Annotated in this window: 14 protein-coding genes; 3 read left to right on the top strand and 11 right to left on the bottom strand. The window is 68.9% G+C overall.

Annotation, left to right across the window (positions count from 1 at the left end):
* Positions 1 to 3: 3 nt before the first annotated feature.
* The 11 genes from COC42_RS03565 to COC42_RS03515 all read right to left on the bottom strand — a co-directional run bounded on the left by COC42_RS03565 (position 4) and on the right by COC42_RS03515 (position 8,988).
* Complete coding sequence (locus tag COC42_RS03565) at positions 4 to 864, bottom strand: FAD:protein FMN transferase (protein ID WP_096343071.1); 861 nt, start codon at positions 862 to 864, stop codon at positions 4 to 6.
* Between the two features lie 92 nt (positions 865 to 956).
* Positions 957 to 1,799 carry a DUF4198 domain-containing protein gene (locus COC42_RS03560; protein WP_096341871.1) on the bottom strand — a complete coding sequence of 281 codons (843 nt, stop codon included), beginning with the start codon at positions 1,797 to 1,799 and terminating at the stop codon, positions 957 to 959.
* Positions 1,800 to 1,810: 11 nt separating this feature from the next.
* Positions 1,811 to 2,293, bottom strand: coding sequence for a DUF2271 domain-containing protein (locus COC42_RS03555; RefSeq protein ID WP_096341870.1), 483 nt, complete (start codon positions 2,291 to 2,293; stop codon positions 1,811 to 1,813).
* A gap of 17 nt (positions 2,294 to 2,310) precedes the next feature.
* Positions 2,311 to 2,943 (bottom strand): PepSY-associated TM helix domain-containing protein, encoded by a 633-nt coding sequence (locus tag COC42_RS03550; RefSeq protein WP_217991254.1) that lies wholly within the window; start codon positions 2,941 to 2,943, stop codon positions 2,311 to 2,313.
* Positions 2,940 to 3,623, bottom strand: coding sequence for a Fe2+-dependent dioxygenase (locus COC42_RS03545; RefSeq protein ID WP_096341869.1), 684 nt, complete (start codon positions 3,621 to 3,623; stop codon positions 2,940 to 2,942). The genes COC42_RS03550 and COC42_RS03545 overlap by 4 nt, the downstream gene beginning before the upstream one ends.
* Before the next feature lie 19 nt (positions 3,624 to 3,642).
* Positions 3,643 to 6,033, bottom strand: coding sequence for a TonB-dependent receptor (locus tag COC42_RS03540; protein ID WP_096341868.1), 2,391 nt, complete (start codon positions 6,031 to 6,033; stop codon positions 3,643 to 3,645).
* Positions 6,034 to 6,099: 66 nt separating this feature from the next.
* Positions 6,100 to 6,696: a DUF1989 domain-containing protein gene (locus tag COC42_RS03535; RefSeq protein WP_096341867.1), complete on the bottom strand. Its 597-nt coding sequence runs from the start codon at positions 6,694 to 6,696 to the stop codon at positions 6,100 to 6,102.
* Positions 6,693 to 7,391, bottom strand: a complete 699-nt coding sequence (gene gntA, locus COC42_RS03530) for a guanitoxin biosynthesis heme-dependent pre-guanitoxin N-hydroxylase GntA (RefSeq protein WP_425442841.1) — start codon at positions 7,389 to 7,391, stop codon at positions 6,693 to 6,695. The genes COC42_RS03535 and gntA overlap by 4 nt, the downstream gene beginning before the upstream one ends.
* Positions 7,392 to 7,436: 45 nt before the next feature.
* On the bottom strand, positions 7,437 to 8,387 hold the full coding sequence (locus tag COC42_RS03525; protein WP_096341866.1) for an aldo/keto reductase: 951 nt from the start codon (positions 8,385 to 8,387) through the stop codon (positions 7,437 to 7,439).
* Positions 8,384 to 8,566 (bottom strand): hypothetical protein, encoded by a 183-nt coding sequence (locus COC42_RS03520; protein WP_096341865.1) that lies wholly within the window; start codon positions 8,564 to 8,566, stop codon positions 8,384 to 8,386. Before COC42_RS03520 ends, COC42_RS03525 begins: the two co-directional genes overlap by 4 nt.
* 77 nt (positions 8,567 to 8,643) lie before the next feature.
* Complete coding sequence (locus tag COC42_RS03515; RefSeq protein WP_096341864.1) at positions 8,644 to 8,988, bottom strand: hypothetical protein; 345 nt, start codon at positions 8,986 to 8,988, stop codon at positions 8,644 to 8,646.
* 136 nt (positions 8,989 to 9,124) lie between these two features.
* On the opposite strand from COC42_RS03515, the gene COC42_RS03510 reads away from it, so the two are divergent.
* The 3 genes from COC42_RS03510 to COC42_RS03500 all read left to right on the top strand — a co-directional run bounded on the left by COC42_RS03510 (position 9,125) and on the right by COC42_RS03500 (position 12,152).
* Positions 9,125 to 10,087, top strand: coding sequence for an ArsR/SmtB family transcription factor (locus COC42_RS03510; RefSeq protein ID WP_096341863.1), 963 nt, complete (start codon positions 9,125 to 9,127; stop codon positions 10,085 to 10,087).
* The gene (gene metF / locus COC42_RS03505) at positions 10,084 to 11,025 is read left to right on the top strand and encodes a methylenetetrahydrofolate reductase [NAD(P)H] (RefSeq protein ID WP_096341862.1); all 942 of its coding nucleotides are present in this window, start codon (positions 10,084 to 10,086) and stop codon (positions 11,023 to 11,025) included. Before COC42_RS03510 ends, metF begins: the two co-directional genes overlap by 4 nt.
* Before the next feature lie 77 nt (positions 11,026 to 11,102).
* Entirely contained in the window at positions 11,103 to 12,152 is a 1,050-nt protein-coding gene (locus COC42_RS03500; RefSeq protein ID WP_096341861.1) for a homocysteine S-methyltransferase family protein, read from the top strand.
* The last annotated feature ends 7 nt before the right edge of the window (positions 12,153 to 12,159 follow it).

Below are 12,159 nucleotides of genomic sequence, written 5' to 3'. Positions count from 1 at the left end.
CGGCTAGCCGTCGAGCATCGCCTGAAGCGGAGTCGTGAGTATTTCCGCCGTGTGGGTCACGATCCGCGCAGCGGGCTTGAGCGGTTGCAACATCGACAAGTCTGGCCAGGCGACGGCAATCGCGGTCGCGAGCGCGTCGGCGGCCATCGCGCTTTTCGCGACAACGCTGACGCTGACGACGCCGTTGCCCGGCGCGTGGCCGGTTCGCGGGTCGATCGAATGGGCACCGCGCACATAGGTGCCGCTCGTCGCGACGCCGAGCCCGTGCAACGCGATCCTGAGCGGCGCCGGCGCCAGGCTGCCGGTCGGCGGTTCGAGATCGACCCACCAAGGCTCGCCATCGGGCCGGATGCCGCGGCCCACGAGCTCGCCGCCTACTTCGACCAGGCAATGCGCGATCCCCGTGCCGGCCAGAAGGTCGGCAAGTTCGTCGGCGGCATAGCCCTTGGCGATCCCCGACAGGTCGAGCTGGAGCCCGCCGGGCTGGCGCAGGCGGCGCGCGTCGCGGTCCCAGTCGAGCCGCTGCCAGCCCGACCGCGTTCGCGCTGCCTCGACCACGGCGTCATCGGGGTCAGGCATCGGACCCGGCGGCCCGAAGCCCCACAGATCGACCAGCGCGCCGATCGCAGGATCGAAGGCGCCGCCGCTCAGCTTCGCCAGATGAAGCCCGGCATCGACGACGCGGGCCAGGTCACGCGGCAGTGTCACCCACTCGCCCGCGCTGCGATTGAAGCGGCAGAGCGCGGAGTCCGCCTCCCAATGGCTAAGCGCCGCGACCAGCTCGGCGAGCCGCGCCTCGACCTGCGTGCGCACTCCGTCCGGAGAATGGCGCGCGGCGTAGAGCACGCGCCACGTCGTCCCCATCGTCTCGCCCGCCAACGCTTCTACCGGCGCGCCGGGGTCGTGGCCCGCCAGCGCCGCCGGGTCGATCCGCGGCGGGAGGGCGATGCGCGGGGTCAGGGCGTCATTACCTCGACCGTCGAGGTAAAGCTCATCCGGCGCCCGGTCGCGCGCGGCTGCGTCACGGTTCTGTCCTCGGCCACGGCGTTGAGCCAGTACATCCCCGCCGCCGGCCAATCGAGCGCCACCGTGCCGTCGGCCGCCGTCACCAGCTCGCGCGCGCCCTCGGCATCGCGGTAGCGCTTGCCGCCGGGAACGAGCGTGACCTTAAGGTTCGCGGCGGGCTTGCCGTCGATCAGGAAGCGGACGCGCGCCGGCTCGCCAGCGACGAGCTCGTCGGGATGCGTCTGCCAATCGGCCTCGAGGCCCCTGCCGACGGGCTTGAGCACCGTCGTCGTCGGCTCGCCCGCGGTCACGTAGATCTCGTTGCGGCTCGACACCTCGGTCAGCTTGACCTCGGTCGCGTCGGCGGGGATGTCGGCGGCGGTGAGGGGGGGCAGGCGCTTGCCGTCGGGTCCCATTTGCGGCCGACCCCCGACGCGCTTCTCGACGCCGCCGACCTTGAAGCTGCCCATCAGCCCGTCCTGCACCATGCCGATCTTCCACGTACCCGGCGCATCGAGCGCCACGTCGAAGACCGAGCGATAGCGGCCGGTCGAGCCGTTCTGCATCCGCCCCTCGCTGCCATCGGGGCGCCACACCTTTACCCCCTCCAGCCGGCCGGGCTGGTGGTCGGCGTAGAACAGGTCGTTCGACGCCGCCATGTCGACTGTCACCCAGCTGTCGGTGCCCGAAAAGATCGTGCCCGAGGGGAGAAACCACAGCCGGTGCGCCGACACGCCGACCGGGATCGAGGCGAGCGCGGCGGCGGCGAGCAGGCGAAGGGTGAGCTTGTTCATCGGACGGGTCCTCAGCGGGCGGAAAGGGTGACGGTGCCGAGTTCGTGGCTGCCCGCGGCGCGCGCGGCGGCTTTCGTCGGCACCGAGAGCGGTACGCGGACGAGTTCGCGACCGCCGGTCTCGCGCGCGGCCTCGACGTTCAGGACATAGTCGCCGGGCTTCAGGTCGGCGGGCAGCGGGATGGTGTGGCTGCCGGGCGCGCGGGTGGCGCCGCTGACGCCGTTCGCCGGCATCTTCATCGACCGGCCGCCCTTGCGCCACCAGGCGCGCAAGTCGGCGAGCCATTTCGTACCGGGCTCAGCCCCCGCCTTCTTGATGTCGTACCAGATCGCGATCGTACGCGCGGGGCCACCGGCGGCGGGCTCGACCCACACCGCCACATAAGGCCGGTGATATTCGGCGACCTTGAGCCGCGGGATGGTGATCGTCACCGAACCGGCCACCGCTGGCACGGCAAAGGCACCGCCGAGCAGGACGAGCGAGGAAAGGCGCATGGGGGTCAAGGCTCCGGTCAATGGATGAAGAAGATTGCGAGGATCAGCGGCAGGACGAGGCCGGCCGCCACGATCGGCCACGTCGACGGGCGGCGACGGGCATGCATGTAAAGGAGCAGCAATCCGGTGATCGAGAAGACGACGCACGCAACCGCGAAAACGTCGATGAACCAGAACCAGGCCGCGCCCGAATTGCGCCCCTTGTGCAGGTCGTTGGCCCAAGCGATCCAGCCGCGGTCGGTCACTTCCGCCTCGACCGCGCCCGTGGTGCGATCGATGCTGATCCAGGCGTCGCCGCCGGGGCGGGGGAGGGCGACATAGACCTCGCCGTCCGACCACTCGCCTGCGCGCCCACGCGCGTCGAGGCCGACGGCATTCTCGACCGCGTCGGCGACGACGGGGGCGAGCGGCTCGGCCCCGCTGCCGGTCAGGCGGCGGACGAGTGGGGCCGGAAGCTGGCCGGTGCGCTGGGTGACGACGGGCTCGGCAGAGATCGTCGCGGCGTGGTTGAGCGTGATGCCCGTTACCGCGAAGAGCAGCATCGCCGCGAGGCTGATCGCGGCGCTGATCCAGTGCCAGGCGACGAACTGCCGCATCCAGAAGCTGCGCAGGTTGCGCTTGGCGGGTCGAACGGGGGTCTGCGCGTTCACGCGTCGGCCCAGCGGCGCAGGAGGTTATGATAGACGCCGGTCAGCTCGACGACGGCGCGGTCGCCTTGGCCCTTGTCGGCGGCCACCCGCTGGATCGCGCGGTCGAGGTCGAACAGGATGCGTCGCTCGCCGTCGTCGCGGACCATCGACTGGACCCACAGAAAGGAGGCGAGGCGGGTGCCGCGCGTCACCGGCTCGACCCGGTGGAGGCTGGAGGCCGGGTAGAGCACGGCGTCGCCGGCGCCGAGCTTCACCCGCTGCTCGCCGAACAGGTCCTCGACCACCAATTCGCCGCCGTCATAGTCGGCGGGGTCGGCGAGAAAGACGGTCATCGAGAGGTCGCTGCGCAGCCGGAACTCGCTGCCCCGCTTCAGCCGCACGGCATTGTCGACATGCGCGTCGAACGCCTGCCCGCCGGCATAGCGGTTGAACAGGGGCGGGAAGACCTTGAGCGGCAGCGCCGCGGCGACGAACAGGGCTGAGCGACCGAGGCAGTCGAGGACGATCCGCCCCGCCTCGATCCCCGCGGCATCGTCCTCGGCCAGCTGCTCGTTCCGCTTGGCGAGCGCCGCCTGCGGCCCCGACGTGGCGTTTCCATCGACCCACGCGCCGCCCTCCACCAGCGACCGCACATGGGCGAGGGTGGGGGCGTCGAGCAGGTCGGGGATGGCGAGGAGCATTTGCGACTGCTTATCGCGATCAGAAGCTGTAGAACAGGCTCAGCGTCGCTTGCCGCCGGTCGCCCGGCGTCGCCCAGCCGCCCGCCACCACGCCGGTCGTCGCGTTGAGGTTGTTGCGCACGCCGGTCAGATACTGCTCGTCGGTGAAGTTCTGGACATTGAGCTGAAGCGTCCAGCGGTCGGCGAGCGTATAGGCGGCAAAGGCGCGGTGGATCAGGTAATCATCGACGCGGAACTGGACCGGGTTGGCGGCGACGATCGCATTGGTCGCGAAAGCGCCCTGATAGGTCAGGCCATAGCCGATCTCGAGCCCGAACGGCAGCTTGTAGGTGGTGAACAGGCTGCCCGAATGCTCGGGCGTCTGGAACAGGCGGCTGCCCGCCTGCGGATCGGCGATGCCGGCGGCGAGGTCGCGGTTCGAGATGCTCTGGAGCACCTTGCCGTCGAGATAGGTATAATTGGCGAACACCGTCCAGGCGGGCGTGACGTTGCCCGACAGGCCAAGCGCGATGCCGTCCACCCGGCTGCGCCCGTCGAGCACCTGAAGCCCCGCGGGCAGCGCCGGATCGTTCGAGGGGACGCGGTAGTTGGTCCGCTCGTTGCGGAAGACCGCGGCGGTCAGCTGGAGCGTGTTGGCGAACAGCCCGGCCTTCACCCCCGCCTCGAAGTTCTTGGCGGTTTCCGGTGCGACGGCGCACGGATCGGCGGCGGTAGGCGAGGCGGGGACGCCGCAGCCGAGGCGGACGGTCGCCGACGAAGGCGTCCTGGCATTGCCATAGCCGGCATAGAGGCTGACGTCCCTCACCGGGTGGAACACCGCGCCGACGCGCCAGGAGAACAGGTCCTCGCGGCTCTCCTGCGGCTGCTGCTGGAGCGGCGTCAGCGGCGTCGTGCCCGGCGGCACGAAGGTAAGGGGCACGTTGCGGAACACGGCGTTCTGCCGCTCGAACCGGACGCCGCCGTTCAGCTCGAACATCGGCCCGATCTCGAGCGTATCGAAGGCATACACCGCGATACCCGAGGTTTCGCCGCGCGCCTGCGAGGTCAGCGTGAAGTTGATCGGTCCCGTCCAGTTCGTGTCCGGATTGGCGATCTCGATCAGCGGCGCGGTCACGGTGCTACCGTCGGGATTGCGCAGGAGTGATCCCTGCGACAGGCGATAGCTTTCCCAGATCGCCGCGACGCCGATGTTGAGGACGTTGTGCACGCCGCCCTTCGACCCCGCTTCGTGGCGCAGGTCGGTCTGGTTGTAGAGCAGCTGGTTCTCCTGGTCGCGCACCAGCCCGCGCGGGCCGGAGGGCGCATAGAAGCCGGGCGGCACGTTGGCCGGGCACGCCGCGCCAACCGTGTCGCCGGGCCGCGCAGTGATCGGCTGGCGCCCGGTCGAGGCGAGGCAGTAGGTCCCTTGCGGTGCCGAGGTGACGCTCGCCTGCTCGACCCGCTGCCAGCGGCTGAGGTTGCGGACCCCCAGCGCATCGCTGATCCGGTGCGCGAAGGTCGCGGTCAGGCGATCAACGGTTACGTCCTGCCGGTCGAGATTGACGATGCCGAAATAGTCGCTGCGGTCGACGCCGGGCAGCACGCCGCCGGTGATCTCGTTGTCGACATAGGGGACGCCGAACACGGGCGTGTTGCGATCCTCCTGGTGGACATAGGCGAGCGTTAGGCTGGTCGGCCCGCCGACGCCGAAGGTGATCGATGGCGCCACGCCCCAGCGCTCGAACCGCTCGACGTCGCGGCCGGGCACGTCGTTGCGGTGGACCATCGCGTTGAGGCGGACGGCAGTGAAGTCGGACACGCGGACATTGCTGTCGATCGACCCGCGGACATAATCGTCCGTGCCGATTGCGCCCTGCACGATTGTCAGGGTCTCGGCCTGCGGGACCTTCGAGACCAGATTGATCGTCCCGCCGACGCTGCCCGAACCGTTGAAGACACTGTTGGCGCCATTATAGACTTCGACCTGCTGCAGGTTGAACGGGTCGGTGCGGCTGTATTGCGCGCTGTCGCGAACGCCGTCGATCGTGATGTCGTTGTTCGCCGAATAGCCGCGCAGGTTGATGCTGTCGCCATATCCGCCGCCACCCTCGCCCGCGCCGAAGGTAATGCCGGGGATCGTCTGGAGCACGTCGCGGAGCGTCTGGAGGTTCTGCTTGCGGATCGTCTGTTCGCTGACGACGGTGATCGTCTGCGGCGTGTCGATGATCGCCGAGGTTGCCTTGGGACTTTCGACCTGCTGCGGCGCGCCGAGTTTCTGGCCGGTAACGACGATGTCGCGCTCGGCCGGCCGCGACTGAGCCGCCGGATCGTTTACTGCCGCCTTGTCGTCAGCGGCCGCATGGGCAGGCGCCGTCGCCAGAAAGCCGACGCACGACAGCGCGAGAAAATGATTGGACACCCTGAACCCCATATCTTGTGTGAGGTCCGGCTATTGCGAGTCACTCTCACTGTCAAGACAGTTGCGAACGATTATCGTTTACATCTTTGTCGCACGCACCACGTTCCAGTCGATCGGCTTGAAGCTGCCGCCGTTGCTCGCCGGCGCCGAGCAGGCGGTGAGGCCGATGATCAGATCCATCGCCGCCCGGAACCGGATGGTGTCGCCTGCCTTGCTGAGCGGGGGCAACACCTTGAACCGGCCCGTTTCGCCATCGACGGGCACGTTCATGAAGCAGTTGAACGCAACCGGGATCGCGTCGTCGGCGATGCCATAGGGCGCAAGTGCGGCCGCGAGGTTGCCGTGACAGCCGCGGTGCGGCGGCTCGTTCTCGTAGCACAGGCGAAACGTCGCCTCGCTGCACGGGGTCAACAGGAAGTCGTGGCGGCCGACATCGTCGTGAGTGATCTCGAGCATCACGTTCGAGCGATTCGAATAGAGCTTGTCGCCCGCGGTCAGGTAGATCCGCTCGGCGTAATCGAGCGTGCGGCCCGATGACAGCATCTCCCGCACGTCGGCGCGCGAGACGGCGAGCAGATCGGCGACCTGTCCGCCCAGCGGATCGATGACGATCAGCTCGTCGCCGGCGTCGAGCTCGAATGCGGTGCCGCTGCGCGGTTCGATGCGGCCGTTCATGACAGGATCTCCAGCCCCGAATCGCCGCCCGACCTGCGCGAGAACGGGCATCGCCAGTCTGCCCCGACTGCGCGGCCGCTATACTGACGCGCCTCCGACGTTTCGCCGTGGCGCGACAGCATCGGGTTGGGACTGCCGGCGAGCGCCACATCGCGCTCGATGATCGAGGCGCGCAGTTGTTCGTAGCGGTTCTGCTCGCGCAGTGTCTCGAACTGATCGTGAAGGTTGAAGACGAGCGCGGGCCGCTCGAACCGGCGCGCGGGTCGGCTCGCCTGCGGGTGCAGGCCGACGATGAAGAAGGCCTCGCCGCCGAAGCTCATGCCGAAATGCGGGTCGGCGGGGTCGCTGCTGACGCGGGGATCGGCCGCCTGGCCGCGCCACTCGTCCTTGTCGGCCAGCGACTGCAGCCGCGCCCACATCGCCGCCTCGAACCCCGCTTCGTCGAGGTCGTCCGGCCCTTCGAACAGCACGGCGAAGCTGCGGAACAGGCCCGGATCCTCGCGATAGGCCCAGGCGAAGCGCATCAACGCATCGTGGATCGCAAGATCGTCCCACGCGCTGGTGATTGATCGTGCAGAAAGGAGGTCGAGCGTGCCCCGACCCAGCGCCGACTTGGCACCGACGCAGGGGAACGACTTTTCGAGGATCATGGCCCGGAATGCCTCGGCGAGGTCGGGCGCGTGCGCTGTCTTAATCACACGCTGATAAAGTTTAAGGCAATCAATGGGTTCCGAAAAACTTCAAACGCCCGCTTCTGCCAACCTGCGTAATTGATCCTGGTCAAGATCGAGCTGCCAGGCCCCGATCAGCTCGTCGAGTTGCTCGACGCTGGTCGCGCTGGCGATCGGCGCGGTGACCCCCGGTTGCGCGGCGAGCCAGGCAAGGGCGACCTGCGCATGGGTCGCGCCGGTCTGATCAACGACTGAGTCCATCGCCGCGAGCACCGCCGCGCCCTTGCCCTCGAGCAGCTTGGCCATGTTGCCGCCGCGCACGCTCTGCCCAAGGTCGTCGGGGGTACGGTACTTGCCTGTGAGGAAACCCGCCGCCAGCCCGAAATAGGGCAGCACGCCAAGGTTGTGCGCCACGCACAGGTCCTGCAACTCGCCCTCGAACTTGCGGCGGCTGACAAGGTTGTACTCGGGCTGGAGCACACGGAAATGCGGCAAGCCCTCGGCGGTCGCGAGATCGAGCGCCGACTTCAACCGCATCGCGTGGAAGTTGGAGGCGGCGATGTGGCGCATCTTGCCCGCCTCGATCAGTCGCTGGAACGCGCCCAGCACCTCAGCCTGCGGCACGCTCTCGTCATCGCAGTGTGCGTAATAGAGATCGATCGTCTCGACCCCGAGCCGCCGGAGCGAGGCTTCGCACGCGGCGGCGATGCGGTCGGGGGCAAGGCCCTTGCCGCCTTGGCCGGGCAGCATCCCGACCTTGGTGGCGATCGTCACGTCACCGCGGCGGCCCGACGCCTTGAGCCAGCGGCCGATCACCGCCTCGCTTTCGCCGCCCGAATGGCCGGCGACCCAGGCCGAGTAGACGTCGGCGGTATCGATCATCGTCCCGCCCGCGCCCACGAACCGGTCAAGGATCGCGTGGCTCGTCGCCTCGTCGGCGGTCCAGCCGAACACGTTGCCGCCCAGTACCATCGGCGGTGTGTGGAGGTCGGTCGCGCCGATGCGGCGAAGCGCGGTCATTCCGCGGCCCCGCTGTCGTTGAGCGCCTCAGCAGAGACGGCATTCACGTCGAGCATCTCGGCGGCCTCGTTGAGCTCGCGTGCCTCGCTCGTGGTCACGCCGCCGGGGCCGGGGTCGTTATCGCCCGCACCGCAGGCGGCGAGCGCGAGAAGGGGCAGGGCGGCGAGAAGCGGGCGCATGGAAGCTCCGGAAAGCGACAAGGGGGTCGCGCCGCGGTTAAGCACGGTGCGACCCCCTTCGACAATTGCGTGCGGGATCAGTTCTTCTGCATGTCCTGACCAGCCTCTTCGAGCTCCTGGCCCGCCTCGCGCCGCGCATTGTCGGCGGCGGCGTCGGCCTTCTCGGCGCCGCGGTCGATCGCCGCGCCTGCGCGGTCGGCGCCGTTCTGGATCGCCGCGCCGGCCTCGTCGGCGGTCTGCTCGGCCGCGTCGAACGCCTCGGCGCTGGCGTCGCGCACGTCGCGTGCAGCCTCGCCCACCGTCGAGTTGACGTCGGCGGCGACGGCGCCCGCGGCCTCGCCCGTCTGCTGCTGCGCGTTCTCGCTGCATGCGGCCAGCGCCAGCGCGGTGAGGGCGGGAAGGATCAGCGCGGTCTTCTTCATCGGTCGTCCCTTTGTCGTCATGATAGCTGGCGAGCACGACGCACGATCCCCGCGCTTCGTTCCGCTTTTGCAAACATGGATCACGCACGGCATTCCGCGTTGACCGCATATAAAGATATCTTTATATGTTCATTCCATGTCCGGTGCGGTCGAAATCTTCCAGGCGCTTGCCGACCCGACGCGGCTCCGCATCATCGCGCTCCTGCGCGCGATGGAGCTGTCGGTGGGCGAGCTGGCGCAGGTGCTGGGCCAGAGCCAGCCACGCGTCAGCCGCCATGTGAAGATCCTGTGCGACGCCGGCCTCGCGCGCCGCCGCAAGGAGGGCAGCTGGGTGTTCGTCGCGATGGGCGAGGGGGCGGCGATGCCCGATCTGCTCGCCGCGGTCGATGCCGTGTGGGAAGCCTCGGGCAGCGATCACTGGGCGGTTGCCGACACCGCGCGTCTCGCCGCCGTCCGCGCCGACCGCGCAGCGGCCGCGGCCGAATGGTTCGAGGCGAATGCCGGATCGTGGGACGCGATCCGCAGCCTGCATGTGGCCGACAGCGAGGTCGAGGCGGCGATGGCCGCGGTGCTGGGCGAGGGCGAGATCGGCCAGCTGATCGACATCGGTACCGGCACCGGCCGCATGCTCGAACTCTTCGCCCCGCAGGCAAGTCGCGCGCTCGGCATCGACCGCTCGTCGGAGATGCTGCGGCTGGCCCGCGCCAAGCTCGCCGAGCAGGGCCTTTCACGCGCCGAGCTGCGGCAGGCCGATCTCTATGCGCTGCCGCTCGCCGACGGCGCGGCGGACGTCGCGATCCTGCACCATGTCCTTCACTTCGCTCAGCAGCCGGGAGCAGCGATCGCGGAGGCGGCGCGGGTGCTGGGGGCGGGCGGTCGGCTGCTCGTCGCCGACTTCGCGCCGCATGAGCGCGAGGAGCTGCGCACGCGCGACAATCACGCGCGCCTCGGCTTCTCGGACGAGCAGATGCTCGGCTGGTTCGCCGCCGCCGGCCTGTCGCCGGTGCGGACCGAGACGCTGGAGGGCGGCGAGCTCACCGTGAAACTATGGCTGGCGCGCCGGACGGGCGACGCCAAATTGGAGGTCAAGGCGGCATGACGCTTTCCGTTGGACAGCTCGAGGAGGCGCGACGCGCGCTCGACGGCCCGCTGTTCGCCGACGTGGCCGGCGACGCCGACGTGTCGTTCGAATTCTTCCCGCCCAAGACCGACAAGATGGAAGCGGCGATGTGGGAAGCGGTGCAGACGCTCGCGCCGCTCGGCCCTCGCTTCGTCAGCGTCACCTATGGCGCGGGCGGGACCACCCGCGACCGTACTCACGGCACCGTCGCCCGCATCGCGCGCGAGACGAGCGTTCCCGCCGCCGCGCACCTCACCTGTGTCGAGGCGAGCCGCGACGAGGTTGATGCGGTGGCGCGCGAATATTGGGCCGCGGGCGTTCGCCACATCGTCGCGCTGCGCGGCGACCCGCCGACGCTGGGCGACAAGTTCGTGCCGCACCCTGAGGGCTATGCCAGCGCCGCCGATCTGGTGGCGGGCCTCAAGCGCCTGCACCCCTTCGAGATCTCCGTTGCCGCCTATCCCGAGGCGCATCCCGAGGCGGCGAGCGCGTCGGCGGATATCGACAACCTCAAGCGCAAGCTCGACGCAGGTGCCACCCGCGCGCTCACCCAGTTCTTCTTCGAGCCCGAGACGTTCTTCCGCTTCCGTGACGCGGCGGCGGCGGCGGGGATCGGGGCGGAGATCGTGCCGGGCATTCTGCCCGTCTCGAACTTCGCGCAGACGCAGAAGTTCGCTGGGATGTGCGGCGCGGCGATCCCCGACTGGATGGGGCGGTTGTTCGACGGGCTCGACGCGCATCCGGCCGCGCGTCAGCTGGTCGCTGCGACGATCGCGGGCGAGCTCTGCCGCCGCCTCTATGCGGGCGGCGTGCGGCACTTCCACTTCTACACGCTCAATCGCGCCGAGCTGAGCTATGCGATCTGCCACCTCTTGGGCTTGCGCCCCAAGGCGGAAGAGACGCGGGCGGCGGCTTAATCCGTCACTCAAGCCAAGGCTGGGGTGACGTGGAACACAAACAAGGAGATCCCGGCCTGCGCTGGGGTGACGTACATATGACCAACGCCCGCGACCGCCTGTTCGCCGAAGCCGCCAAGCGCATCCTGATGACCGACGGGGCGTTCGGCACCGAGATCCAGAACTGGAAGCTGGCCGAGGCCGACTATGCCGGCGACCTTGGCCTGACCCACGACCAGAAGGGTAACAACGACATCCTCGCGCTGACCAAGCCCGAGGTGCCGCGGATTATCACCGAAAGCTATCTGAAGGCCGGGTCGGACATCGTCTCGACCAACACTTTCTCCGCCAACAAGATTAGTCAGGCCGATTATGGCGCCGAAGCGCTGGTGCGCGAGATCAACGTCGCCTCGGCCCGGATCGCACGCGAATGCGCCGATGCGTTCGAGGCCGCCGACGGCCGCCCCCGTTTCGTCGCCGGCGCGATCGGGCCGACCAACAAGACGTTGTCGCTGTCGCCCGACGTCAACGATCCCGGCTTTCGCGAGATCGACTTTGACTATCTCAAGGACGTGTACCGCGAGCAGGTGGATGCGCTGATCGAGGGTGGGGCCGACTTCATCCTGATCGAGACGGTGTTCGATACGCTTAACGCCAAGGCGGGCGTGATGGCGGTGATCGAGGCGGGCGAGGCGCTGGGGCGCGAGGTGCCGATCATGCTGTCGATGACGCTGACCGACCTGTCGGGTCGCAACCTCTCGGGGCATACGGTGGAGGCGTTCTGGCACGCGGTCCGCCACGCGCGGCCGGTGACGATCGGCCTGAACTGTTCGTTCGGGGCCGAGCAACTCCGCCCGCACGTCGCGACGCTGTCGAAACTCTGCGACACGCTCATCATGGTCTATCCCAATGCGGGGCTGCCCAACGAGCTTGGCGCCTATGACGAGGCGCCGGTGACGACCGCCGGCCTCGTGCGCGACTGGGCCGAGCAGCGCCAAGTGAACATTCTCGGCGGCTGCTGCGGCTCGACGCCCGCGCATATCCGGGCGATCGCCGAGGCGGTGGCCGGCCTGCCCCCGCGACCGCTGCCCGTGTCGCCGGTACAGACGCGACTGGCGGGGCTCGAGCCCTTCACGATGGCGGCCTGATCGCCGC

Source organism: Sphingomonas spermidinifaciens, assembly GCF_002351485.1.
In the GTDB taxonomy this organism is placed as follows: domain Bacteria; phylum Pseudomonadota; class Alphaproteobacteria; order Sphingomonadales; family Sphingomonadaceae; genus Sphingomonas; species Sphingomonas spermidinifaciens.
The sequence above is the reverse complement of the archived record's forward strand: the minus strand, read 5'-3'. Positions and strand labels throughout refer to the sequence as shown.